The sequence below is a fragment of the Mesorhizobium marinum genome, from assembly GCF_040813675.1.
In the GTDB taxonomy this organism is placed as follows: Bacteria; Pseudomonadota; Alphaproteobacteria; order Rhizobiales; family Rhizobiaceae; genus Mesorhizobium_K; species Mesorhizobium_K marinum.
The window spans coordinates 86235-109761 of record NZ_JBFOCI010000008.1 but is presented as its reverse complement, the minus strand read 5'-3'; the positions used below and the strand labels follow the sequence as shown (position 1 = coordinate 109761).

General features: G+C 66.5%; 21 protein-coding genes and 1 pseudogene. 14 read left to right on the top strand and 8 right to left on the bottom strand.

Annotated features, from left to right (window positions below; genetic code table 11):
- Window positions 1-351: 351 nt before the first annotated feature.
- The 3 genes from ABUE31_RS20990 (at window position 352) to ABUE31_RS20980 (ending at window position 5634) form a co-directional block, all read left to right on the top strand.
- Window positions 352-1170, top strand: a complete 819-nt coding sequence (locus tag ABUE31_RS20990; protein ID WP_367725704.1) for a tetratricopeptide repeat protein — start codon at window positions 352-354, stop codon at window positions 1168-1170.
- 175 nt (window positions 1171-1345) lie between these two features.
- Window positions 1346-4822 carry a DNA polymerase III subunit alpha gene (gene dnaE / locus ABUE31_RS20985; protein ID WP_367725729.1) on the top strand — a complete coding sequence of 1159 codons (3477 nt, stop codon included), beginning with the start codon at window positions 1346-1348 and terminating at the stop codon, window positions 4820-4822.
- Between the two features lie 11 nt (window positions 4823-4833).
- Entirely contained in the window at window positions 4834-5634 is an 801-nt protein-coding gene (locus tag ABUE31_RS20980; RefSeq protein ID WP_367725703.1) for an ion channel, read from the top strand.
- A gap of 3 nt (window positions 5635-5637) precedes the next feature.
- On the opposite strand, the gene ABUE31_RS20975 is transcribed toward ABUE31_RS20980, so the two are convergent.
- Entirely contained in the window at window positions 5638-6516 is an 879-nt protein-coding gene (locus ABUE31_RS20975; protein WP_367725702.1) for a DMT family transporter, read from the bottom strand.
- A gap of 147 nt (window positions 6517-6663) precedes the next feature.
- On the opposite strand from ABUE31_RS20975, the gene ABUE31_RS20970 reads away from it, so the two are divergent.
- The gene (locus tag ABUE31_RS20970) at window positions 6664-7170 is read left to right on the top strand and encodes a hypothetical protein (protein WP_367725701.1); all 507 of its coding nucleotides are present in this window, start codon (window positions 6664-6666) and stop codon (window positions 7168-7170) included.
- 6 nt (window positions 7171-7176) lie between these two features.
- On the opposite strand, the gene ABUE31_RS20965 is transcribed toward ABUE31_RS20970, so the two are convergent.
- A complete protein-coding gene (locus ABUE31_RS20965) occupies window positions 7177-8514 on the bottom strand; it encodes a DNA polymerase IV (RefSeq protein ID WP_367725700.1) in 1338 nt (445 codons plus the stop codon).
- A gap of 63 nt (window positions 8515-8577) precedes the next feature.
- Here ABUE31_RS20965 and ABUE31_RS20960 point away from each other — a divergent pair, with 63 nt between their 5' ends.
- Entirely contained in the window at window positions 8578-9153 is a 576-nt protein-coding gene (locus ABUE31_RS20960) for a GNAT family N-acetyltransferase (protein ID WP_367725699.1), read from the top strand.
- A gap of 16 nt (window positions 9154-9169) precedes the next feature.
- On the opposite strand, the gene ABUE31_RS20955 is transcribed toward ABUE31_RS20960, so the two are convergent.
- Window positions 9170-9469 (bottom strand): DUF3572 domain-containing protein, encoded by a 300-nt coding sequence (locus ABUE31_RS20955; protein ID WP_367725698.1) that lies wholly within the window; start codon window positions 9467-9469, stop codon window positions 9170-9172.
- Window positions 9470-9656: 187 nt separating this feature from the next.
- On the opposite strand from ABUE31_RS20955, the gene ABUE31_RS20950 reads away from it, so the two are divergent.
- Together ABUE31_RS20950 and ABUE31_RS20945 are read left to right on the top strand one after the other, a co-directional pair.
- Window positions 9657-10028: a response regulator gene (locus ABUE31_RS20950; RefSeq protein WP_367725697.1), complete on the top strand. Its 372-nt coding sequence runs from the start codon at window positions 9657-9659 to the stop codon at window positions 10026-10028.
- The gene (locus tag ABUE31_RS20945) at window positions 10028-11395 is read left to right on the top strand and encodes a PleD family two-component system response regulator (protein ID WP_367725696.1); all 1368 of its coding nucleotides are present in this window, start codon (window positions 10028-10030) and stop codon (window positions 11393-11395) included. The genes ABUE31_RS20950 and ABUE31_RS20945 overlap by 1 nt, the downstream gene beginning before the upstream one ends.
- 441 nt (window positions 11396-11836) lie before the next feature.
- Here the strand turns inward: ABUE31_RS20945 and rpmG are convergent, their stop codons facing one another.
- The 4 genes from rpmG to ABUE31_RS20925 form a co-directional block, all read right to left on the bottom strand.
- Window positions 11837-12004, bottom strand: coding sequence for a 50S ribosomal protein L33 (gene rpmG, locus ABUE31_RS20940; RefSeq protein ID WP_292765048.1), 168 nt, complete (start codon window positions 12002-12004; stop codon window positions 11837-11839).
- 128 nt (window positions 12005-12132) lie between these two features.
- The gene (locus tag ABUE31_RS20935) at window positions 12133-13326 is read right to left on the bottom strand and encodes an MFS transporter (RefSeq protein ID WP_367725695.1); all 1194 of its coding nucleotides are present in this window, start codon (window positions 13324-13326) and stop codon (window positions 12133-12135) included.
- A gap of 144 nt (window positions 13327-13470) precedes the next feature.
- Complete coding sequence (locus ABUE31_RS20930; RefSeq protein ID WP_367725694.1) at window positions 13471-14604, bottom strand: glycosyltransferase family 8 protein; 1134 nt, start codon at window positions 14602-14604, stop codon at window positions 13471-13473.
- Entirely contained in the window at window positions 14601-15338 is a 738-nt protein-coding gene (locus tag ABUE31_RS20925) for a DUF6065 family protein (RefSeq protein ID WP_367725693.1), read from the bottom strand. The genes ABUE31_RS20930 and ABUE31_RS20925 overlap by 4 nt, the downstream gene beginning before the upstream one ends.
- A gap of 802 nt (window positions 15339-16140) precedes the next feature.
- Between ABUE31_RS20925 and glf the strand changes: the two genes are divergently transcribed.
- A complete protein-coding gene (gene glf, locus ABUE31_RS20920; protein WP_367725691.1) occupies window positions 16141-17328 on the top strand; it encodes a UDP-galactopyranose mutase in 1188 nt (395 codons plus the stop codon).
- A gap of 25 nt (window positions 17329-17353) precedes the next feature.
- On the opposite strand, the gene ABUE31_RS20915 is transcribed toward glf, so the two are convergent.
- Entirely contained in the window at window positions 17354-18283 is a 930-nt protein-coding gene (locus ABUE31_RS20915; RefSeq protein ID WP_367725690.1) for a hypothetical protein, read from the bottom strand.
- A gap of 224 nt (window positions 18284-18507) precedes the next feature.
- Here ABUE31_RS20915 and ABUE31_RS20910 point away from each other — a divergent pair, with 224 nt between their 5' ends.
- The 6 genes and pseudogenes from ABUE31_RS20910 to ABUE31_RS20885 all read left to right on the top strand — a co-directional run bounded on the left by ABUE31_RS20910 (window position 18508) and on the right by ABUE31_RS20885 (window position 23370).
- Window positions 18508-19248 carry a FadR/GntR family transcriptional regulator gene (locus ABUE31_RS20910; protein WP_367725689.1) on the top strand — a complete coding sequence of 247 codons (741 nt, stop codon included), beginning with the start codon at window positions 18508-18510 and terminating at the stop codon, window positions 19246-19248.
- A gap of 32 nt (window positions 19249-19280) precedes the next feature.
- Window positions 19281-20270, top strand: a complete 990-nt coding sequence (locus ABUE31_RS20905; RefSeq protein ID WP_367725688.1) for a TRAP transporter substrate-binding protein — start codon at window positions 19281-19283, stop codon at window positions 20268-20270.
- A 98-nt stretch (window positions 20271-20368) separates the two neighbouring features.
- Entirely contained in the window at window positions 20369-20836 is a 468-nt protein-coding gene (locus ABUE31_RS20900; protein ID WP_367725687.1) for a TRAP transporter small permease, read from the top strand.
- A gap of 5 nt (window positions 20837-20841) precedes the next feature.
- Window positions 20842-22118 (top strand): annotated as a pseudogene (locus ABUE31_RS20895) (TRAP transporter large permease).
- A gap of 19 nt (window positions 22119-22137) precedes the next feature.
- On the top strand, window positions 22138-22587 hold the full coding sequence (gene rpiB / locus ABUE31_RS20890; protein WP_367725686.1) for a ribose 5-phosphate isomerase B: 450 nt from the start codon (window positions 22138-22140) through the stop codon (window positions 22585-22587).
- 108 nt (window positions 22588-22695) lie between these two features.
- Window positions 22696-23370: a hypothetical protein gene (locus ABUE31_RS20885; protein WP_367725685.1), complete on the top strand. Its 675-nt coding sequence runs from the start codon at window positions 22696-22698 to the stop codon at window positions 23368-23370.
- Window positions 23371-23527: the final 157 nt, after the last annotated feature.

The window sequence follows — 23527 nt, the reverse complement described above, 5'->3', positions numbered from 1 at the left end:
CTGCGGGAAGCATGCCGCGGGGCTGCGCGGCAAGGAAACGAATGGACGTCAGGTTAGTCGTGAACGCCAGTATGCCGAGCAATCGCAGGACAGACCGTCAGGCGCGCTCAGGCCGTACTTTGGCCGAAATGGGAGCGCATCGTCCTCCCCACGATCAGATTGGCGGCGTCGTCAGGCTCGATGTCGCGGGCGACCTGGGCGGTACGGCCCGGTCGAAGGCTCAGCAGGCGGAGCGGGCGAACGGTTGGAACACGCGCGGGCATAGTGCCGGCGCGACAGGAAGGCACTCGCATATCGTTGGCCCGGCGCGTCATGCCGCCGGCCATGCGGCTGCGGGAGAAACAAAAGCTGATGCGCACATTTGAGTTAGTCCGTGTCTGTGTCTTCGGCGCCAGCATGGCGGCCGCGTCGGCCGCCTGCACGAGCGCCGCTCTGGCTTTCGACGACGTCTTCGACGACGCCGGCGACGTCAGGGCGGAGTCGAACCCGTGGGCGGTCTTCCAGTTCGGCTACTCGGCCTACCAGAGTGGCCACAAGGACCAGGCGGCGGAAGCCTACCGCTATGCCGCCGAGAAGGGACAGATCGGCGCGAGCTGGAAGCTGGCCCGCATGTATGCCGCCGGCGACGGCGTCGCCCGCGACGACTACGAGGCGTTCAAGTTCTTCTCCGAGATCGCCGCGCAGGACGTCGAGCCCGGCAGCCGCGAGGAGAGCTATGTCTCCGACGCGCTGGTCGCGCTCGGCGGCTACCTGAGGACCGGCATTCCCGGAACGCCGGTGCTGGCCGATCCGGTTGCGGCGCAGGAATACTACATGCGCGCGGCGGCCAACTACCGCAATCCGAACGCCCAGTACGAGATGGGCAAGATCTTCCTCAAGGGCGAGGGCGGCGTGAAGGCCAGCGTCAGGCAGGCCGGGCGCTGGTTCCAGCTGGCGGCTGAAAAGGGCCATGCGGGCGCGCAGGCGACGCTCGGCAACCTGCTGTTCCAGAGCGGCAAGGTCGTGCGCGGGCTTGCCATGATGACGGCCGCGCTCGAGCGGGCGTCGCCTTCGGACCAGATCTGGATCCGCGGCATGCAGGAAGAGGCGTTCTCGCTCGCCGCCGAGGCCGACCGCCGCACGGCGATTGCGCTGGCGCAGGACATTCTCGGCAAGGGCACCAGCCAGTAGCCGGCCAGCGTCTTTGCACCGCCGCTTCAATCGCCTGTGCTAAATCCCTATTTTTGCTCGACTTGATCGCACCATTGCGGAAACAATGGCGCGGGCAAACCATTGAGTCTCGGAACGGGCAGACATGAGCAGCGAGCGACCGTCGCGCGATCCACTGGTGCGTGAGGCGAAGACAATGACGGCGGCGCCGGAGCCGGCGCAGCGCCCGTTCGTCCACCTCCGTGTGCATTCCGCCTATTCGCTGCTGGAAGGCGCGCTGCCACTGCAGACCATCGTCTCCCAGGCGGCGGGCGACGCCGCGCCGGCGGTCGCCGTGACCGACACCAACAACCTGTTCGGGGCGCTGGAGTTCGCGCAGAAGGCCGTCAAGGACGGCGTGCAGCCGATCGTCGGCTGCCAGCTGGATACGGCCTTCGCCGACGCCAGCGACGACGCCAATCGCGCGTACCAGAAGCGACAGGGACCGGAGCTTTTCCCGCTGGTTCTGATCGCTGCCACCGAGGCCGGCTACGGCAATCTCGTGCGCCTCGTCAGCCGCGCCTACCTCGACAACGGGCCGGGCGACCCTGTGCACGTCTCGCTCAAGTGGATCGAGGAACTGGCCGAGGGGCTGATCTGCCTGAGCGGCGGGCCGCGCGGGCCGATCGGCGCGGCGCTGAAGACCGACCATGTGCAGCTTGCCGAGACGCGCCTGCGCGCGCTGAAGCGCATCTTCGGCGACCGGCTCTATGTCGAACTGGAGCGGGTCGCCGGCTACGACCGCCAGGTCGAGGCGAAGACGATCGACCTCGCCTACGCGCTCGAACTGCCGCTTGTCGCTACCAACGAGGCCTACTTCCCGGCGCGCGACGACTACGAGGCCCATGACGCGCTGGTCGCCATCGCCGAGGGGTCGGTGATCGCCGTCGACGACCGAAGGCGGCTTGCCCCCGACAACTTCCTGAAGACGCAAAAGGACATGTCGGCGCTGTTTGCCGACCTGCCCGAGGCGCTCGACAACACGATCGAGGTGGCGAGGCGCTGCTCCTACTATCCGAGGAACCGCAGCCCGATCCTGCCGCGCTTCACCGGCGCCGACGCCGCCGACGCCGACGCCGCGCTGGAGGCGGAAGCCGACGAACTCGCGCGCCAGGCGCATGAGGGCCTGAAGAAGCGGCTCGAGGCGCACGGGCCGACGCCAGGCTACACCGAGGAGGACTACAACAAGCGGCTGGAGTTCGAGATCGGCATCATCACCCGGATGAAGTTCCCGGGCTACTTCCTGATCGTCTCGGACTTCATCAAATGGGCCAAGGCGCACGACATCCCGGTGGGGCCGGGCCGCGGTTCGGGCGCCGGCTCGCTGGTGGCCTACGCGCTCACCATCACCGACATCGACCCGCTGCGCTTCTCGCTGCTGTTCGAGCGCTTCCTCAACCCGGACCGCGTCTCGATGCCGGACTTCGACATCGACTTCTGCCAGGACCGGCGCGAGGAGGTGATCCGCTACGTCCAGCAGAAATACGGCCGCGACCAGGTCGGCCAGATCATCACCTTCGGAACGCTGCAGGCGCGCGCCGTGCTGCGCGATGTCGGCCGCGTGTTGCAGATGCCCTACGGACAGGTCGACCGGCTCTGCAAGATGGTGCCGCAGAACCCCGCCAACCCGGTCAAGCTCGCCGACGCGATCGCCAACGAGCCGCGCTTCGCCGAGGAGGTGGAGAAGGAGCCGGCGGTCCAGACCCTGCTCGACATCGCGCAGAAGCTGGAGGGGCTATACCGGCACGCGTCGACGCACGCCGCCGGCATCGTCATCGGCGACCGGCCGCTGTCGGAACTGGTGCCGATGTACCGCGACCCGCGCTCCGATATGCCGGTCACCCAGTTCAACATGAAGAAGGTCGAGGACGCCGGCCTGGTTAAGTTCGACTTCCTCGGCCTGAAGACGCTGACCGTGCTCGACCGCGCGGTGAAGCTGATCCGCCGGCGCGGCATCGACATCGACCTCGCGCACATCCCGCTCGACGATCCCGACACCTACGCCATGCTGTCGCGCGGCGAGGTCGTCGGCATCTTCCAGGTTGAAAGCGCCGGCATGCGCAAGGCGCTGGTCGGCATGAAGCCCGACCGCATTGAGGACATCATCGCGCTGGTGGCGCTCTACCGCCCCGGCCCGATGGAGAACATCCCGACCTACAACGCGCGCAAGCATGGCGAGGAGGAGATCGCCTCGATCCATCCCAAGATCGACCACCTGGTGAAGGAGACGCAGGGCGTCATCGTCTACCAGGAACAGGTGATGCAGATCGCGCAGGAACTGTCGGGCTACTCGCTCGGCGAAGCCGACCTGCTGCGCCGCGCCATGGGCAAGAAGATCCGCGCCGAGATGGACGCGCAGCGCGTGCGCTTCGTGGACGGCGCCGTGCAGAACGGGCTGACCAAGCCGCAGGCCGACTTCATCTTCGACCTGCTCGCAAAATTCGCCGACTACGGCTTCAACAAGTCGCACGCCGCCGCCTACGCCGTCGTCTCCTACCAGACGGCCTACCTGAAGGCGCATTATCCGGTCGAGTTCCTGGCCGCGTCGATGACGCTCGACATGGGCAACACCGACAAGCTGGCCGACTTCCGCCAGGATGCGCTGAGGCTCGGCATCGACGTCGTGCCGCCGTCGGTGACCTCCAGCTTCCGCGACTTCGAAGTGGGCGAGAACAGGATCTACTATTCGCTGGCGGCGCTGAAGGGCGTCGGCGACGCAGCGGTCGAGCACATCGTCGCCAAGCGCAAGGAGAAGCCGTTCGCGAGCCTCGAGGACTTCTGCGAGCGCGTCGACCCCAAGGTCGTCGGCAAGCGCGTCCTGGAAACGCTGATCATGGCGGGCGCGCTCGACTGCTTCGGCCACGAACGCGCGGCCATGATGGCGGGCCTCGACCGCATGATGGGCCTGGCCTCGCGCGCCTACGAGGATGCCGCGCTCGGCATCACCGACATGTTCGGCGGCTCGGCCGCCAGCCAGCAGAAGCTGCACCTGCCGGTCACCGATGCGTGGCTGCCGGCGGACCGCCTGCACCGGGAGTTCCAGGTCGTCGGCTTCTACCTGTCGGCGCATCCGCTCGACGAGTATCGCGCGGCGCTGAAGAAGCTGCGCGTGCAGACCTGGTCGGAATTCAACGCGGCGGTGAAGCAGGGGGCGACGGCCGGACGCCTCGCCGGAACCGTGACCTCCAAGCAGGAGCGCAAGACGCGCACCGGCAACAAGATGGGGGTCGTCAATTTCTCCGACACGTCCGGCCAGTACGAGGCGGTGCTGTTTTCGGAGGGGCTGGCGCAGTATCGCGACATGCTGGAGCCCGGCCGCTCGCTGGTGATCACGGTGGCCGCCGAGGACAGGCCGGAGGGCGTCAACCTGCGCATCCAGACCGTGCAGTCGCTGGAGGACATGGCGAGCCAGGTGCAGAAGGCGCTGCGCATCTACCTGCGCGATCCCGGGCCCGTCAGCGCGCTAGCCGGCCAGCTGACCACGCGCGGCGAGGGACAGGTGAGCTTCGTCGTCATCAAGGACAACGCCGCCGGCGAGGTGGAGATCGAGTTGCCCGACCGCTACCGCGTCTCGCCGCAGGTCGCTTCGGCCATGCGCGCCGTGCCCGGCGTCGTCGAAGTCGAACTGGTCTAGGACGAGGCAAAGTGGCGAGCGGACGCGCCGACGATTCCCCGCTGACCGGCATCGCCCGGCTGCGCGACACGTTGCGCCGCCTCTATCACGGGCGCACGAAATCGGCGGTGCGCTTCCAGCTTGCGGTGGTGGTCATCGACCTCGCCATCATCGGCTTCTTCATCGCAACGCCTGTACTTTCGGAGACGCCGTCGTTCCTGTGGATCGACTATTCCGTCGCGGCGCTGGTGGCCGCCGACATGATCGCCCGGCTGCTCGCCTCGACGGACATGCTGCGGCTGTTGCGGCAGCCGACATCCTGGGTCGACATCTTCATCCTCGCCACGCTGCTGTTCCCGCAGGCGCTGGCCAATCTCGGCTTCCTGCGCATCCTCAGGCTGTGGTCTCTGGCGCACAGCCGGGCGCTGCTGACGCCGCTCGAGCAGCGCGGACTGATCAAGTGGCGCGAACCGATCGTCGCGGTCGTCAACCTGGTGACATTCCTCTTCATCGCCACCGGCTTCATCTACACCTTCTTCTTCATCGACGGCTCGGGGATCGAGGGCTACATCGACGCCTTCTATTTCACGGTAACAACGATGACGACGACGGGTTTCGGCGACATCACGCTGCCCGGCATCGCGGGCAAGCTGACGTCGATCGTCACCATGATCGTCGGCATCTCGCTGTTCGTGAAGCTGGCGCAGGCGGTGTTTCGGCCGGCCAAGGTGTATTTCGAGTGCCCGAGCTGCGGGCTGCGCCGGCACGAGCCCGACGCGGTCCATTGCAAGGCCTGCGGCTACCTCCTGAAGATCCCCGACGACGGGGTCTGAGAGTCAGGGCGCCGCCGCCTCGACGGCGCGGACGTTGCGCCGCAGATTGAACAGGTTGCCGGCGAGGATGAGCGTCGCGCCGACCGCGGTGTAGACGTCGATCTGTTCGCTGTAGAGCAGGACGCCGATCAGCGCCGACAGCGGCAGCCTGAGGAAGTCCATCGGCATCACGACCATCGCCTCCGCATGCCACAGCGCGCGCGCCATGCAGAAGTGCGACGACATGCCGGTGAACGAGACGAGAAGGATCCACGGCCACATCTCGGGCGTCGGCGTGCGCCACACCGCGATCGCCGGGACGAGGCCGATGAGCGTCTGGACCACCATCATCCAGAAGATGATGGCGACGACGCTGTCGGTGCGCGTCAGCGACTTGACCATCACCACGGAGGCGCCGAAGCAGACCGCGCCGGCCAGGATGATGAGGTGGCCGGGGTCGACGGCCGTGGCGCCCGGCCTGACGATGATGATGACGCCGACCAGGCCGAAGGCGATCGCCGCGGCCTTGCGCACGGTCAGCCGCTCGCCGAGGAAGAACGCGGCCAGCAGCGCGCCCCAGATCGGCGAGGTGAACTCGATCGACATGAGCTGGGCGAGGGGGATCATCGTCAGCGCCTGCAGCCATGCGAACTGGCCGGCATAGTGAACGACGTTTCGGCCGACATGCAGCGCCGGCCGGCGGGTGCGCATGACGGCGAAGCCGCCGGAGGCGAGGACGAGCGGCAAGAGCAAGAACCAGCCGATGACCGACCGCATCTCCATGACCTGGAAGACATGGAGCTCCGGCATGATGGCGCGTCCGGCGACGGTCATGGTCAGGAACGAGGTGATCGACCCACCCATCCAGAGGGCGGCCTTGATGGTGGATTGCGTCTGCGACATGACCCGCTCTCTCGCAGGCGGCGGCAGGCTCCGCAACCTGTAGTCGGCTGAAACGGGTGGGCCAGCCGCCGGGGCCTACACATGGCTGTCAAGGACGGGTGCGACAAGGCGACTGGTTCAACCGTCCGATTCGCAGGAGGGACTCCAATGTCTCGGCTTTCGAGCTTGCTTGCCGCAGCAGCCCTGTGCAGCGCCGCCTTTCCCGCGCATGCCGACGATGCATCGTTCCTGGCTTCGTTTGCCGGCAACTGGTCCGGCGCAGGGCAGTTCCGGATTTCGACCGCGTCGCCGCCGGTTCCCGTCACCTGCGCCTTCGATGCGACGACGTCGGCGACGCGGCTGACGCTCGACGGCAAGTGCCGCGGCATGGTCGTTGTCTCGCGGCGAATCGGCGTCACCCTCAACACGGAGGCGAACGGCGTGTCGGGATCCTATGTCGGCTCGACGACCGGCCCGGCCGGCCTTGCCGGAGGCCGCTCGGGCGACGCCTTCGACCTGGCGATCCGCTGGGCCAAGACGGTCAACGGCGACCGCGACGCGAGGATGAAGGTCGAGAAGACCGGCGCGGGCGGCATGCGGCTCACCACCACGGACGTCGACCCGAAGACCGGCCGCAGCGTCGTGACCGGCAAAATCGAACTCACGCGGCTGTAGGCAGCCTCAGTCCTCGTCGGGTTCGGGCGGATCGGGCGGCAGCGTCTTGCGGCCGCGGCCGAAGGTGTAGCCGGTCTCGACGGCCGTCCTGCCGAATTTCTCGCGCAGGCTGTCGATCGCGCCCTCGGCGAGCGCGCGCTTGCGCGCGCCGGCGTCGACCAGGTCGGGCGGATCGGCCCGATCGGAGCCGGTGAGGTCGCTGACGCCGATGCCGAGCAGCCTGTACTTCGTGCCGTCGGTTTCCTTGCGGAGGAGGTGCAGGCCGGTCTGGAAGATGCGGTCGGCAAGCCGCGTCGGGTCGCCCAGCTGCCGGTTGCGGGTGCGCAGCTTGAAATCCTGCGTCTTGAGCTTGAGGACCACCGTGCGGCCGGCGAGGCCTGACTTCTTCAGCCGTGCCGAGACCTTTTCCGAGAGCGCCCTCAGGACCGGAACCAGGTCGGCCGGCGAGGCGAGGTCGGTGTCGAAGGTGGTTTCGGCCGACACGCTCTTGGCGTCGCGGTCGGGGTGCACGACGCGCTCGTCCTGGCCGCGCGACAGGTGGTAGAGCCGGTCGCCCATCGAGCCGTAGCGCCGCATCAGCTCGGCGCGGTCGAGCCGCTGCAGCTGGCCGATCATGCGGATACCGTCGCGCTCCAGCGTCGCGGCGAAGGCCTTGCCGACGCCCCAGATCAGCGTCACCGGCTGCTCGGCGAGGAACCCGACAGCCTCCGCCTCGCCGATTACCGAAAAGCCGCGCGGCTTGCGGAAATCCGAGGCGACCTTGGCGAGGAACTTGCAGTAGGAAAGGCCGGCCGAGACGGTGATGCCGATCTCGCGCTCGACGTCGCGGGCGAAACCGGCGAGCACCAGCGCCGGCGGGCGGCCATGCAGCCGTTCGGTGCCGGACAGGTCGAGGAAGGCCTCGTCGATCGACAAGGGCTCGACCAGCGGGGTGAGCGCCTGCATCATCGCCCTGACCTCGCGGCCGACGCGCACGTATTTCTCCATGTCCGGCGGAATGACGACCGCCTCCGGGCAGGCTTCGAGCGCCTTGAACATCGGCATCGCCGAGCGCACGCCCTTGATGCGGGCGATGTAGCAGGCGGTCGAGACGACGCCACGCTTGCCGCCGCCGATGATGACCGGCTTGTCCTTGAGGGCCGGGTTGTCGCGCTTCTCCACCGCCGCATAGAAGGCGTCGCAGTCGATGTGGGCGAGTTGCAGGCGGTAGAGCTCCGGATGCCTGGCGATGCGCGGGCTGCCGCACTGGCCGCAGCGCCGGGTCTCGCCCGACTGCAGGGCAAGGCAGTCGCGGCAGAAGCCGTGGTCGGGAGCGTTGACAGTCACCGGAATCGCTGCGAACATAAAGAGAACATCGGAAATCATATTGCAGCGCGCCGCCTCGAACAAGCGGCCAGGGAGGCCGTCTTGTCCATCGCCATCGCGCCACTGACACCGGACCTCTGGCCGGCCTTCGAGGACCTCTTCGGCAAGCAGGGCGCGTGCTACGGCTGCTGGTGCACCTATTTCCGGCTGCCGCCGGCGGCCAGAAAGGTCAACGACAGCCAGCAGAAGAAGGCGATCATCCGGCAGCGCATCGAGGCGGGTCCGCCGCCGGGCCTGCTCGCGCTGGATGGCGAATGCGCCGTCGGGTGGATGCAGATCGGCCCGCGCGCCGACGTTCCCGAGTGGAACAATGCGGGCAGGGGTTCGGCCCCGCTCGAGCCGGGCGATGCCGCCGACCCCGCCGTCTGGGCGATTTCCTGCTTCTTCCTGCGCGCCAGCGCGCGCGGCAAGGGGCTGACGCATGCACTGGTGGCGGGCGGCCTGGCTTTCGCGAGGGAAAGCGGCGCCCGATTCGTCGAGGCCTGCCCGATGGACCAGGCGAAGAACGCGCGTTCGATCGGGCTATTCGTCGGTTCGACCGGCGTGTTCGAGAAGGCGGGTTTTACAAGGCTCGCGGAACGCAAGCCGGGGCGGCCGCTGATGCGCTGCGCGCTTTGACCGGCGCCGGACCGTGTCAGACGGAGCGGTCGTGGTTGTCGTCGCCGAACGGCAGCGCGCGCATGGCCGCGGTGACCTGCTGCGGCGGAATTCCGGTTTCCTCCGAGAACCGCATCAAGGTCGGCTCGTGCGCTACGATGAACTGCAGGACGCCGGCCAGGAAGCCCGGCTCGCGCGCCGCCTGGCGTATCGCCTGGGCGTCGATGCCCGATATCGCCAGGAACCGCGGCAGCAGTTCGGGATCCGACGCGACGAAGGCCAGCGCCTGGATCGCCAGCGCCTCGGCGTTTTCGCTGTTGCGGTCATCTCTCGTCATGCGCGGCCGGCCTTTCGGATTGCCGATCGAGTATCTATCCTGGAGGCGGCGCGCAAGGCCGGTTTCGGGCACCCGGTTTGTGTTTCGTCAATGTTCTTGTCGTAGGGTCACGACGGGGTCTGAGCCCCCGCAACGGCGTTGCGGCGATGCCCGCCCAATCGGTGCGGGAGGCTGAAACGGGAAGTCCATGCCGAAGAAAGTCATGATCGTCGAGGACAACGAGCTCAACATGAAGCTCTTTCGCGACCTGATCGAAGCCAGCGGCTACGAGACGGTGCGCACCCGCAACGGGCTCGAGGCGCTCGACCTGGCGCGCCAGCACAGGCCCGACCTGATCCTCATGGACATCCAGCTGCCCGAGGTTTCCGGGCTCGACGTGACGCGCTGGCTGAAGGAAGACGACGACCTGCATTCCATCCCGGTGATCGCGGTGACCGCATTCGCCATGAAGGGCGACGAGGAGCGCATCCGCCAGGGCGGCTGCGAGGCCTACATCTCCAAGCCGATCTCCGTGCCCCGCTTCATCGAGACCATCAAATCCTACCTGGGCGACGCCTGATGACCGCGCGCATTCTCGTCGTCGATGACATGCCCGCGAGCATAAGGCTGCTCGAGGCGCGGCTGCTTGCCGAATATTTCGAGGTCGTCACCGCCGCCAACGGCGCCGACGCGATCGCCGCCTGCGAGACCGGCGAGGTCGACGTCGTCCTGCTCGACGTGATGATGCCGGACATGGACGGCTTCGAGGTCTGCCGCCGCCTGAAGTCGGATCCGGCCACCTCGCATATCCCGGTCGTGATGATCACGGCGCTCGACCATGTTTCCGACCGCATCCGCGGGCTGGAGGCGGGGGCCGACGATTTCCTGACGAAGCCGGTCAACGACCTTCAGTTGATGACGCGGGTGAGGAGCCTGGTCAGGCTGAAGATGCTGACCGACGAACTGAGGCTGCGGGCGTCGACCACGCGCAACATCGGCATCGAGGAGATGCTGGCGCGCCGCGCGCCCGCCGGCGAGGCAAGGCCGCAGGTGCTGCTGATCGACGAGGATCGCCAAGCCGGCCGCCGGATCGCCGAGATGCTGGAGGAAACGGCCGACGTGCGCGTCGCGCCGGACCCGCAGGCAGGCTTCTTCGAGGCGGCCGAGGGCGCCTTCGAATGCATCGTCGTGTCGGCCGGGTTCACCGCTTTCGATCCGCTGCGGCTCTGCGCGCAGTTGCGCTCCCTGGACCGCACCCGCTTCGTGCCGATCATCCTCCTGGCCGGCGATGGCGAGGAGGACCGTATCGTGCGCGGCCTCGAACTGGGCATCAACGACTTCCTGCTGCGGCCGGCCGACCGCCAGGAACTGACGGCGCGGCTGCGCACCCAGGTCCGGCGCAAGCGCTACAACGACCATCTGCGGGCCAGCGTCGTGCAGACGATCGAGATGGCCGTCACCGATCCGCTGACCGGCCTCCACAACCGGCGCTACCTCGACAGCCACCTGCAGACGCTGTTCGATCGCGCCAGGGCTCGCCGCCGGCCGCTTTCGCTGATGATCGCGGACATCGACCGCTTCAAGTCGATCAACGATGCGCATGGCCATGACGGCGGCGACGCCGTGCTCCTGGAGTTCGCGCGCCGGCTGCGCGCCAATGTGCGCGGCATCGACCTCGCCTGCCGCTTCGGCGGCGAGGAATTCATCATCGTCATGCCGGATACAGAAGGCGAGGTGGCCGAGGACGTCGCCGAGCGGGTTCGTGCCGAAATCGCCGGAAATCCCTTCCGCGTCGACGGCAAAGAGGTCGCGGTGACCGTGAGCGTCGGCGTCTCGTCGTTGAAGCGGGGCGACGATTCGGTGCAGGAGCTGCTGAAACGCGCCGATATCGCGCTCTACGAGGCCAAGACGGGCGGCCGCAACCGCGTCGTCGCCAGGGCGGCGTGACGGCAGGCGACGGGCGGTGGCGTCAAGCCGGCAAGGTTAGGAATTTACCTTAACCCACGCGATTCGCGGGCCGTGGTTAAGAAAGTATTGATTTTCAAGCGCCTCTGAGCAAATGTGACGCAAAAGCAGGCGGCGGAACGAGAAGACGCAAAGTCCGCATCGCCTGCGACAAACCCCATGATGCTCAGGTCCGCCGCATCTCCTGGGTCCGTGGGGTCGGCCGGCCGGCGTTGGCACATAGTGGCCTCCTCGTACCGCTGCCAGACGTCGTCCGGCCCCCATCTCTCCTCGAATCAAGAAAGAGCGCCAACCCGTTGATCGGGTTGGATATTGCGTGTTCGATGGCAGGGTGGGCCGGCGCCGCGACGGGCTGCGCGGCATGGCCCGCAAACAAAAACGCCGCCAGACGGCGGCGTTCTTTCTGCGGCGGATCCGAGATCGTTACTTGATCTTGGTTTCCTTGAATTCGACGTGCTTCTTGGCGACCGGGTCGTACTTGCGGAACGACAGCTTGTCGGTCTTCGTGCGGCTGTTCTTGCTCGTCACGTAGAAGAAACCGGTATCGGCGGTCGACAGAAGCTTGATCTTGAGTTTTGCAGCCTTGGCCATTTTTTCGTCCGTTCGATTGTCTGGAGTTCATGCCGCCTGAACGCGGGTAGACCCCGGACGCGGAAAACTTGGCGCGACACATAAAGAACGTTGCCCGAAAGTCAAGTGCGGCGGGCGCGTCGGCGGCGTCAGCCGAGATGCCGGCCGATGCCGGGCACGGTGCGGCATATGACGACGGCGATGTAGAACGCGAAGAAAAGGCTGAGCGACCAGCCGAATCCATCGGTGCCGAAAACGTCCATGCCGATGCCGATCGCCTGGGGACCCAGCACCATGCCGAGCCCGTAGCAGAGCACGAACGCCGCATTGGCCGACGCCAGGTCGCGCCCGGAAAGCCGGGAGCCGAGATGGGCAAGACCGATGGTGTAGAGCGCGGCGACGACCCCGCCCCAGATGAACAGCAGGCCAGCCATGACATGCCAGTTGGCCGAAAGGTGGGGCATCAGGAGCGTGCCGGCCAGCCCAACGACGGCGCAGGCCAGGAGCAGGTGGCGCCGGTCGCCGATGCGGTCGGACAGCATGCCGATGGGTATCTGCAGCATGACGTTGCCGAGCCCGATCATGCTCAAGAGCAAGGCGGCGTCGGCCTCGGAATAGCCGATGCGCGCGCCGTAGACCGGAAAGAGCGCAAAGCCACCGGTCTCGACGGCGCCGAAGACCAGCACCGCCGCGGTGGCCGTCGGCACCAGCCAGATGAAGCGCAGGAAACCCGTCGTTTCCTCTTCGCTCCCGGTCGATATGCGCGGGCTCTCGCGCCATGCGGCCAGCACCGGAATGGCAGCCAGTGCGACGAGGCAGAAAGTTATCCCGAACGGCAGGAAGCCCTGGCTGCCTACCTGCGCGAAGATCCAGGGGCCGCCGGCGAAGCCGAGCGACAGCACCGTCGCGTAGATGCCGAGCACGAAGCCGCGCCTGCTGGGCGGGGCAGATGCGCTGATCCAGAATTCCGAGAGGATGAAGAGGACGGTGAGCGCGACATGCAGCGCGACGCGCAGCGGAAACCACATCCAGAACGCGGTAGCGAAATGGAAGCCGATGAAAGCGAACGCGCCGAGCGCGATCATGCCGAGCATGGTCCAGACCACGCCGTAGCGGACGGCGAGGGGAGTGGCCAGCGGGGCGGCGACGATGGAGGCGATGCCCGCAACCGCGGTGTTGAGGCCGATCATGGTGGCCGAAATGCCGCGCGATTCGAGGATCACCGAAAGAAGCGGCATGCCGAGCCCGATGGCGATGCCCACGACGCTGATCGACGAAACGGCGGCGATGATCGGCAGCCAGTGCAGTCGGTCATCTTGAGGGGAGGCTGACGGGCTGTGCATGGAAGGCGGGACGGCCGGTTGCGGGAGTGACGCGAGGCGCGTCGCCCAATTTGGCGGCGATGTCAATGGACCCGGGCAAAGCAGGGCTTGGGACAGGGCGGCGCGGGCGGCGTGCTCGCGGCATTGTCCGGCCTGCTCGGCGGTTTAGCGGTCCGTAAGTTGGAGACGACCGTCGCGCTGTTCGACCAGTCCCTGGCGCACGTCGGCGAAGTCGCCTTCTGTCCAGAAGCGGCGTCCGGCGTCCAGTTGCGCGGCACGGCGGGCGCGCGTCGGCTCGTCCAGCTTGCCACGCAGCCGGCGCGACACGCGCTTGAACTCCCAGGCGACGCTGCCCCAGAGGTCCCTGGCGCTCCATTGTTCGTCCAGCCAGCCGGGCCACGGCGTTTCTTTCAGAAACGCCTCGTAGTGCCGGTAGGCGGCGCGATCCGGAAACAGGCGTTTTCGATAGCCGTAGCGACGCCACGGCTTGTCGTGGCCGGCATAGTGGAGGACGACCGGCTCGATGAATGGCAGGGCGGCCCTGCCTTCTCCCGAAGGCGGTCGGGCATTCCAGACCAGCGTCAGTTCGGCGAGACTGCCGTCCAGCACGGCGTTGAGGGCATGCTCGTCGGGCAGGAAGCAGAGGTCCGGGTTGTCGCGGATATAGGCAAGGGCGCGATCACCCAGTCGGGCGCGGTTCCACTTGTTGACGTCGATGTAGAGGACCCCGCTGTTGAAGAAGCGGAAGGGCTCGGTCATGCCGAGAGCCCGGAAATGCGCAAAGGTTTCGTCCCGCTGCTTTTCGGTCAATTGAAGGAGAAGGCGACCGGCGGGGACCGCGGCGATCTCGTACCCGCCCGTGTCCAGCGAGAAGATCCGGCCGATGTCGCCATGAATGGAGACATCGCTGTCGAGATAGAGAATACGGTCGTAGGAACCGGCCAGATGCTCCGCCAGCAGCAATTTCATGAGCGTCGCCGCGGTCAGCCGGCCGGAGAACCGCTTCAGCGCCGAGAGCCGCGCCATGTCCATGTCGTCGCGAAGGACGATGCCGCGATCCTGCATCCAGCGCCGATGGCCCTCCGTTACCTCGGAGGCCTCGCAAAACACGATGACGTCATATCGATGCGCCGATGCAGGCAGGCGCGATCGGACGGAATCGGCGACGAACAATGCCGGAATGAGCATGTTCCGGTCGGTGCAGAGGCAGACGGCGTTGCGCGACGGCCGCTCGCCGCTTCCGGCAAGACCGGACGCGCCAGGGGCCGGCCGGTCCGCGACGCCTGGCCCAGGCTTCATTCAATGGGCTCGAAGGGGTGCAGGTTGGTCTTCGTCAGGTGCGGAAACGGCTTGACGTTTCCATGGAGGTCGACGCCGCGCTGGTAGTGCTTCTGCCACCCTGCCTTCCGAGCTGCCGATCCCTTGACCTTCAGATCCTCGTTGAAGCGTTCTCGCGACGCGAGCCACTCGGCATGGGCCGCGTCGAGTTCCGGGTCATCGGACATCGGCAGGAATTTTGGGCGGACCTCTTCGAGCGCGCCGCGCCGCGCCAATGTGAGGCTGCAGAACGGCTCGCCCTTTTCGAACCGGATCGCCGTCTTCGCCCGCGTGAACTTCCAGTTCATGGTGAAGCTGAACGGGCCCCAATCGCTCTCGATCACCCCGGTCAGCGCTGCTATCGCGTCTTTCGGCCGATTGACCGGTCCCTGGACGATCAGGTCGGTTCCGGGGTCTGTCCTGAACAGGAGCGGCATCCGGAAGGTGAGGATGCCCTCGCCGAAATGGCTGACGGCGGGCGGCGTGGTGCCGCGATCCTCGAGAATGACGACGCCGTCGATGGCAGGACCGCCGTTCCAGATCGCCGTGAAACCGACCGGGCAGAGGATGTCCCAGCCATGACGGTTCGCCATGACGAGCGGAAGGCACCTGTACGGCGAACGCTCGTGCGCCGCATCCATCCAATCGCGACGCGACGGCGCAGGCACGATCTCGAAATCGCTATTGCCGTCCCGGACGTAGCAGACAAGTTCCATGGCGACGCGAAGTATCCGTCACACGTCTTCGGATTCTCAACGATCCGAACCTGGCGCCAGCAGGGTGTCGCCAGAAAATCCTGACTCAGGGGGCCGGGGCCGGGCCCGGAACCAAAGGCGCCGATCCGCCGCCGGCGGTGACTGACGGCAGTACCACGCGCTTGTCGAGAAGCGGCTTCGAGTATCCCTTCTTCATGCAGGCCTCCAGAAAGTTCCAATCCAAACGATGTCGCAAGCTTAGCTGTGCGTCCACCGAAATGGAATAGCCCGCCGGCAGTCCGTTTTCTGAAGCCCAATCAACACGCTACGCGGGCCGCCGCTACGACGTGCGCCGGTTTCTCCAGTCACCAAGAAGCAGGGTAGCGTGACGCGATTCGCGGCGTCCGTGCACCCGGAAAGCCCCCCGATCGCGGGGGGACGAAGATTACCTCAGTTAGGCGGAGGTACCAAGGGCGCCGATCCGGAGGCTGCGGTGACTGTCGGCAAGACGACGCGCTTGTCGAGAAGCGGTCTTGAGTACGCCTTCTTCATGCAGGTCTCCTGTGTCTCTCACAATGAAGTCTATGTCCTCGGATCGCGAAATGGAACAGCTATGAATTTCCCTTCTCTTGGGATCAAATTCAATGGCTTGTCTTGCCTTTCCTGACGCTCGGACCAGCGGTGCGGGGGGCGCAGAAATTCGGCGGGCAATACGATTCGCGGCGTGCGCGAGGCTCGACAGCCTTGTTCGGCGCGCCGAACCGTGCCAGCACCAGCCGACGCCCCGAATTGCCCGGCAAGCAGAAGGAGCACCACCGCCCCGATGTCGATCCTTGCGAATGTTGACCTGCTGATCGTCGGCGCGGGTTTCTACGGTGCCACCATCGCCGAGCGGGCGGCCGCAAGGCTCGGCCGCCGGGTTCTCGTGATCGACCGGCGCAACCACATCGGCGGCAACGCCTATACCGAGACCGACGCCGAAACAGGCATCGAGACGCATCGTTATGGCGCGCATCTGTTCCATACGTCGAACGAGGCGGTGTGGCGCTACCTGCGCGGGTTCACCGGGTTCAGCGCCTACCGCCACAGGGGCGTGACGCTCCATGCCGGCAAGGTCTATTCGCTGCCGATCAACCTCGGCACGATCTGCCAGTTCTTCGGGCGGCATTTCTCCCCCGACGAGGCGCGCGCGCTGATTGCCGAGCACGCAACGGAGATGGTGGGTCGCCAGCCGGAGAACCTCGAGGAAAAGGCCATCGCGATGATCGGCCGGCCGCTCTACGAGGCGCTGGTTCGCGGCTACACGGCGAAGCAATGGCAGACCGATCCGCGCGAACTGCCGCCGGGCATCATCGCGCGGCTGCCGGTGCGCTACACGTTCGACGACGCCTATTTCACCGACCGGTTCCAGGGCCAGCCGCTCGACGGATACACGGCGATCTTCGAGAGGATGCTGGCGCATCCACTGATCGAGACGCGGCTCGGCGTCGACTTCTTCGACCTGCGCGATGAGGTGCCCCGCGACATGCCGGTGGTGTTCACCGGGCCGATCGACCGGTATTTCGACTATGCCGAAGGCGCCCTCGGCTGGCGCACGGTCGATTTCGAGAACCAAGTCGTATCCACCGGCGACTTCCAGGGCGTGTCGATCATGAACTACGCCGACGAGGACGTGCCCTTCACGCGCATCCTGGAGTTCCGACACTTCAACCCCGAGCGGGCCTACCAGACCGAGAAGACGCTGATCGCGCGGGAATATTCGCGCTTCGCGGGGCGCGCCGACGAGCCGTACTATCCGATCGGCACGGCGGCCGACAAGGCGATGCTGGCGCGCTACAGGGCGCGGGCGGCGGCCGAGCCGAACGTGCATTTCGGCGGCCGGCTCGGCACCTACCGCTATCTCGACATGCACCAGGCGGTCGCCGCGGCCCTGAAGGCGTTCGAGACGGTGTTCGAGCCGATGTTCGCAGGCGAGGGCAGCGCGGCCCTCGCGGCCGGCGGGACGACCTGATCGCCGCCACTGCGACCGGCTTGGGCTAGCCCGCCGACGGCTCCCGCAGCGCGATGGCGTAGCGGGGAATATGCGCGGTTTTTGGCCGCCGCCATGGCCGCAGCCGATCCTTCAGCCGCTTGTGGTCGACCGGCTTCTCGTAGTGGGGAACCGGCAGTCCCGCGAGCTCGTAGTATCTGTCCAGGATGTCGGTCTGAAGGAGCTTCTGCTCCTGGGTGTAGAAGCTGAAATGCGACACGAAGAGGTTGCCGAAGACGTGCCCGCATGTGTCGAGCCTGGCCGGCAGCGCCGCTGAAAACCACTCTTCCTCGTTGCCGGCCGGCGGAAAGAAGAGCTCGCCGAGCCGCCTGATGTCCTCGCCGAAGAAGGCGATGGCGTTGATCGAGAACCGCGAGAGGCGGATGTCGCGGTCGGGCACGCGAAAATCGTCGAGCCGCCCGCGCTTGACGGCGTCGATGAACACCGGATGGAGGGCCTTGGGGAAGGCCGCATATCTCCATGCGTACGGACACATCGCCTGGCAGGTGATCGGCCCGTCGATGATGACCTTCGAGAGGTTCTTCAGCAGCGAGCCGCAGATCGTGTTGTTGATGATCATCGGAGCGAACCACAGGGCCGAACCCCGGGCGGCTATCGCCCTTGCCTTGAAGGCCTCGAAGAAGCCGGGCTCTGCGTAGACGACGTCGTCGTCGAGACGAAGGTAGAGCGCGTCCGGATCGTCGCAGAAGCGGTAGAAGTCGCCGATAATGCCAAAGCCGCCGTCGGCGCCGGGCAGTTCCTTGATGGTGCATCGGGGGTCGCTGGCCGCCAGCGTCCGCAGGTACCGGCGATCGCTTTCGTTGCGGCAATTGTCCCACAGCTGCCACTCGACCACCTCCGCGCAGCCGAGAACATAGTGGCTGAGAAGGCGCAGGTAGCGCTCCCGGCCGGCCGGCGTGACGACGATCAGCTTCATTCTGGCGGTCCCTCGCTTCCGAACCGGAATAGAGCGAAGAGCGCTCCGCCGTGCAAGGCGCGGGCCGCATTCGACGTGGGCCGATGCGTTTCGGCGCCGGCGTCATGCAGCCGACGGATCTGTGCATGGCGCACGCCTCGATGCCGTCGGCCATTGACAATGCATCGATCCGACGGTGTAGTGGTCTGACCACTGTAAGGCCAGTTAGGGAGGAGGCCGGCCGGATGGCGACGATGCTTGCCGAAAACAACGACCTGTCGGGCGCGGAGAAGGTTTTCGCCTTCTTCCGCAATGCGCTGGTCGACGGCACGCTGAAGGCGGGCGAGCGGCTGCTGGGCGAGCGGGAGCTGTCGCTGAAGCTCGGCGTTTCCAGGCCGCTTTTGCGAGAGGCGCTGCGTTCGCTGGCCATGCTCGGCTTCCTCGACATCCAGCACGGGCGGGGCGCGTTCGTGAAGAAGGCCGACATCTCCGTGCTGTCCGACTTCTTCACCTTCAGCCTGGCGCAGCAGCCCGACATCCTCGACGACGTGATGGAGGCGCGCATCGCGATCGAATGCCAGGCGATCCGCATCGCCTGCGACAGGGCGAGCGAGACCGACCTGAAGCGGATCGGATCGAAGCTGTCGCGGCTGATGGACACGCTGAACGACCCGGTCGAGGGCGGTGCTGCCGATTTCGCCTTTCACCAGGCGATCGTCGAGGCGAGCCGCAGCGAGGCGCTGATCACGCTCTACGGCGCGATCGGGGACCTCCTGCGCCGCAGCCACGTGCAGCGTCGCGAGGTGACCGTCATGGAGCCCGGCATCGTCGACTACCTGGTCGAGGCGCATCGCGAAGTCTTCCTGTCGATCGTCGACAGGAACCCCGATGTCGCGGACCGCAAGCTGCGGGAGCATTTCGCGATCGGCGACGAGTTCCGCCGGCGCAGCCTTATCTCGGCCTTCGCCCGAAGGCCGGCGACCTGAGCAAGACGTGAAAACCAAGGGAGGAAGTGCATATGTTTCACAGTAGAGTCCTGGGCGCCCTGACCGGCGCCGCGATGGCGCTCGGCATGACCGGCGCCGCGTCCGCGGCCGAACTTCGGTACGCGCATGTCGGCGCTGAAGGCGATATCCAGACGATCTTCGCGGCGCAGGCGGCCGAGGGCATCGGATCGGCTACAAATGGCGAGGTGACGGTGAACGTCTATCCGGCCAGCCAGCTCGGCGGCGTCGCCGAGATGGTCGACGGCGTCCGCATGGGTTCGATCTCGCTCGGCCACCACGACTTTGCGTCGCTTGCCCGGCTCGTGCCCGAGGTGGCGGTCTTCAACGCGCCGTTCATCTACCGCGACGGCGCCCATGCGCTGGCGGCGACCGACCCGGCGACCTCGCCGGCGCTGCAGGCGATCAACGAGAAGCTGGTGGCGCAGGGCGTGCGCATCATCGGCCGCATCTACCGCGGCGACCGCCAGATTTCGGCCAACTTCCCGGTCAAGTCGCCGGCCGACCTCGCGGGCAAGCCGTTCCGCGCGGTGCCGCTGGAGCTCTGGGTGTCGATGGTGAAGGGTTTCGGCGCGATCCCGACGCCGGTCGAGGTGGCCGAGCTGCCGACCGCCCTGATGACCGGCGTCGTCGTTGGCCAGGAGAACCCGCTGACGATGATCGCCGCCAACAACCTCAACGAGGTGCAGTCGCACATCGCCATGACCGGCCACATGCGCGCCGTGCTCGCCGTCTTCGTCAACGAGGACGTCTGGCAGGGTCTCACCGAGGAGCAGCGGACGGCCATCACCAAGGTTTTGGACGACGAGGCGAAGAAGTCGCTCCAGATGGCGCAGGAAGGCGAGGCCAAGCTGGTGGAGGAACTGAAGGGCCGCGGCATGACCATCATCACCGAGGCGGACGGGCTCGACATCGCCGCCTTCCGCGAGAAGGTCAATGCGCAGATCGCGCAGGACTTCCCGAACTTCACGCCGCTGATCGAGCAGATCGCGGCCATCCAGTAGTCAGGTGTCCAGGCTCCGGGCCGGGGCATCGCCCCGGCCCGGATATCGACCGAAGCCAGCGGCCGGAATAGCCCGCCGCCGCGCCCGACGGAGGAACAATGCGCTTCGCTGAACGCAGCCTCACCGCCCTCGTGGTGGCGATCATGGCGGGCCTGGTGCTCGTGCCGACGGCGCAGGTCATCATGCGCGGCGTCTTCGTGCTGCCGTTCATCGGCGCCGAGGAACTGACCCGCTTCCTGCTGATCTGCCTGATCTTCTGCGCCTATCCGCTCGTCGTGAAGAACGGCGAGAACATCGTCATGGGCGAATTCAAGGCGGCCTTGCCGGCGCGGCTGCGCGGGGTGGTGAACTGGTGCATCTCGATCTGCGCCGTCGCCATCACCGGCTTCATCGCGTGGGTCACGGCAGCCAATATCTCGAAGAACCTCAACAACGCGACGCCGACGCTCGGCATTCCCTTCTGGATCTTCCTCGGCGCCACGCTGTTCGGCTTCGGGGCGGCGGCCGTGGTGCATCTGCTGCACCTGCGCAAGGCGCCGCAGGCCGACAAGAACGTCGCGGTCTAGCAGCCATGGGATTCGCCATCGTCATCGCCTTCCTGGCGCTCTTCATGCTCGGCTTTCCGGTCGTCTATGCGATCCTGCTGCCGTCGGCGGCCTATGTGCTGATCGAGGGCCTGCCGGTCGGCCTTGTCGCGCAACGCATCACCTACGCCCTCGATTCATTCCCGCTGGTGGCGGTGCCGCTCTTCATCTTCGTCGGCAACCTGATGAACCTATCGGGAATCACCGACCGGATCTTCCGCTTCGCCTACACGCTGGTCGGGCGCATCCCGGGCGGGCTCGCGCAGGTCAACGTCTTCGGCAGCCTGGTCTTTCCGGCATGTCGGGCGCGGCGCTTGCCGACATCGGCGGGCTCGGGCGCATCGAGGTCGACGCGATGAAGAAGCGCGGCTTCGATCCGGCCTTCGCGGGCGCCGTGACCGGCGCCTCCGCCACGATCGGCCCGATCTTCCCGCCGTCGATCCCGCTCATCGTCTACGGCTCGGTGACCAGCGTCTCGATCGTCCAGCTGCTGGTCGCCGGCATCATGCCGGCGATCGTCTGCACGATGCTGCTGATGCTGACGGTGTTCATCATCGCAACCCGCAACAAGCATCCGCGCGCCGACCGCTGGCCGACGCCGCGCGAACTCGTCCGCGATTTCCTGCCCGCTCTGCCGGCCATCGTCGCGCCGGCCCTGATGATCTCCGGCATGATCTTCGGGGCCTTCACGCCAACCGAAGCGGCGGCCATCACGGCGGTCTACGTGATCATCATCAGCGCCTTGCTCTATCGCGAGCTCACCGTGCAGCACCTGTGGAACTCGGCGGTGCTGACGGCGCGCAGCTCGTCGGCGATCCTGATCATCGTCGCGGCGGCCTCGCTGTTCGGCTGGATCCTCGCGGTCGAGCAGGTGCCGCAAACCTTCGCCGCCGCCTTGCTCGGGCTCTCCAAGGACCCGATCATGCTGCTGATCATCGCGAACCTGATCTTCTGCGTGGCCGGAATGTTCCTGGACTCCACGACGGCCACGCTGCTTCTGGTGCCGATCATCGCGCCGCCGCTGGTGCTGGCCGGCGTCGATCCGGTCCAGCTCGGCATCGTCACCATCTTCAACCTGATGCTGGGGCTGCTGACGCCGCCTATGGGGCTGTCGCTGTTCCTCGTGTCCGACATCGCGAAGGTCTCGATCCGCCAGCTCCTGCGCGCGCTCCTGCCGTTCTACATCCCGCTCATATCCACGCTTGCGATCCTGACCTTTGCGAAGGATTTCACGCTGTGGCTGCCCCGCCTGATCGCACAATAACCCCTGGAGACTTCCAACAATGCGTATCGTCATCGGCTCCGACCACGCCGGCTTCCCCCTCAAGGCAACGATCGTCGATCACATCAAGTCGCTGGGGCACGAGGTTCACGATGCCGGCTCCTACGACGCGAACCCTGTCGATTTTCCCGACATCGCCAAGGCGGTGACGTCGGCTATCATCGGCGGCGAGGCCGACCGCGGCATGATGGTCTGCGGCACGGGCGTCGGCGCCTCGATCGCGGCAAACAAGGTGAAGGGCATCCGCGCCGCCGTGTGCCACGACGTGCATTCGGCGCACCAGTCGGTCGAGCACGACGACGTGAACGTCATGTGCATCGGCGCGCAGATCGTCGGCGCCTGGCTCGCCAAGGACCTGGTCGACGCCTACCTCAAGGCGGAGTTTTCGACCGACGAGGATTTCCGCCGGCGCGTGCGCAAGCTGGCCGAGATGGACGGCGAGCGCTCCTGAATCGATCCGCCCCGTCGGCAAGTGCACTAGGCGTTCGGCCCTGACATGCTATGGTGACGCGAAACGCCTGCCGCGGCAGGGCAGGCGGGAGCGTGTGAGAGGACGGGGATGAAGGTTTTTCTGCGTACGGCGATGCTGGTGGCCGGCATCTTGATCGCGCCCGCGGCGGCTTCGGCCTGCGAGGGCGGCAAGGTGCTGATGGAGGACAGTTTCAACAAGCTCAACCGGGCCTGGGGCGTGGCGATCGATCCCAAGCTCGAGCGGATCGACGGCGATGGCCTGTCGACGGACTATCCGCCGGGCACGGTGAAGCGCGCCATCAGCCAGTGGGGCTTCTTCGACAATGCGGTGGCCTGCGCCACCTTCTCGGTCGCCTATAGCTGCACCGACGCGGATCGCTGCGAGACGCAACCCTATGTCGGCCTGATCGTCTGGGGCGTCGACCTCGAGAACTACTACGCCTTCGAAGTCGCGCCGCTGGTCGGCATCTACAGCGTGCAGCGCCTGCAGAACAACAAGTGGCTGACGCCCGTCAACTGGACGGCGCTGCCCGGCCGCACCAAGTTCAATGCCGGCGACAAGTTCGAGATTTCCGCCGTCATGAAGGGCGGCCTGATCACCTTCAAGGTGAACGACCGGCCGGTGATCGAATTCGAGGCGATGGCGCCGGATGGCGGCTCGCTTGTCGGCTTCGAACTGGCGGCGGCGCAGACGGGCCGCTCCAAGACGCAGCTCAACCTGTCGCGCTTCGAGGTCAGGGAACTGACAGCCGAATCGCAGTGAGCCGGANGTCGGCTTCGAACTGGCGGCGGCGCAGACGGGCCGCTCCAAGACGCAGCTCAACCTGTCGCGCTTCGAGGTCAGGGAACTGACAGCCGAATCGCAGTGAGCCGGAACCCGTGGCGCGCCGGGCTGGCCCGGCGCGTGGCTCGTTCCCGGC

Coding starts and splice junctions, on each gene's coding strand:
- ABUE31_RS20990 (WP_367725704.1), top strand. CDS start 352: ATGCGCACATTTGAGTTAGTCCGTGTCTGTGTCTTCGGCGCCAGCATG.
- dnaE (WP_367725729.1), top strand. CDS start 1,346: ATGACGGCGGCGCCGGAGCCGGCGCAGCGCCCGTTCGTCCACCTCCGT.
- ABUE31_RS20975 (WP_367725702.1), bottom strand. CDS start 6,516: ATGTCGCAGACGCAATCCACCATCAAGGCCGCCCTCTGGATGGGTGGG.
- ABUE31_RS20970 (WP_367725701.1), top strand. CDS start 6,664: ATGTCTCGGCTTTCGAGCTTGCTTGCCGCAGCAGCCCTGTGCAGCGCC.
- ABUE31_RS20965 (WP_367725700.1), bottom strand. CDS start 8,514: ATGTTCGCAGCGATTCCGGTGACTGTCAACGCTCCCGACCACGGCTTC.
- ABUE31_RS20955 (WP_367725698.1), bottom strand. CDS start 9,469: ATGACGAGAGATGACCGCAACAGCGAAAACGCCGAGGCGCTGGCGATC.
- ABUE31_RS20950 (WP_367725697.1), top strand. CDS start 9,657: ATGCCGAAGAAAGTCATGATCGTCGAGGACAACGAGCTCAACATGAAG.
- ABUE31_RS20945 (WP_367725696.1), top strand. CDS start 10,028: ATGACCGCGCGCATTCTCGTCGTCGATGACATGCCCGCGAGCATAAGG.
- rpmG (WP_292765048.1), bottom strand. CDS start 12,004: ATGGCCAAGGCTGCAAAACTCAAGATCAAGCTTCTGTCGACCGCCGAT.
- ABUE31_RS20935 (WP_367725695.1), bottom strand. CDS start 13,326: ATGCACAGCCCGTCAGCCTCCCCTCAAGATGACCGACTGCACTGGCTG.
- ABUE31_RS20930 (WP_367725694.1), bottom strand. CDS start 14,604: ATGAAGCCTGGGCCAGGCGTCGCGGACCGGCCGGCCCCTGGCGCGTCC.
- ABUE31_RS20925 (WP_367725693.1), bottom strand. CDS start 15,338: ATGGAACTTGTCTGCTACGTCCGGGACGGCAATAGCGATTTCGAGATC.
- glf (WP_367725691.1), top strand. CDS start 16,141: ATGTCGATCCTTGCGAATGTTGACCTGCTGATCGTCGGCGCGGGTTTC.
- ABUE31_RS20915 (WP_367725690.1), bottom strand. CDS start 18,283: ATGAAGCTGATCGTCGTCACGCCGGCCGGCCGGGAGCGCTACCTGCGC.
- ABUE31_RS20910 (WP_367725689.1), top strand. CDS start 18,508: ATGGCGACGATGCTTGCCGAAAACAACGACCTGTCGGGCGCGGAGAAG.
- ABUE31_RS20905 (WP_367725688.1), top strand. CDS start 19,281: ATGTTTCACAGTAGAGTCCTGGGCGCCCTGACCGGCGCCGCGATGGCG.
- ABUE31_RS20900 (WP_367725687.1), top strand. CDS start 20,369: ATGCGCTTCGCTGAACGCAGCCTCACCGCCCTCGTGGTGGCGATCATG.
- rpiB (WP_367725686.1), top strand. CDS start 22,138: ATGCGTATCGTCATCGGCTCCGACCACGCCGGCTTCCCCCTCAAGGCA.
- ABUE31_RS20885 (WP_367725685.1), top strand. CDS start 22,696: ATGAAGGTTTTTCTGCGTACGGCGATGCTGGTGGCCGGCATCTTGATC.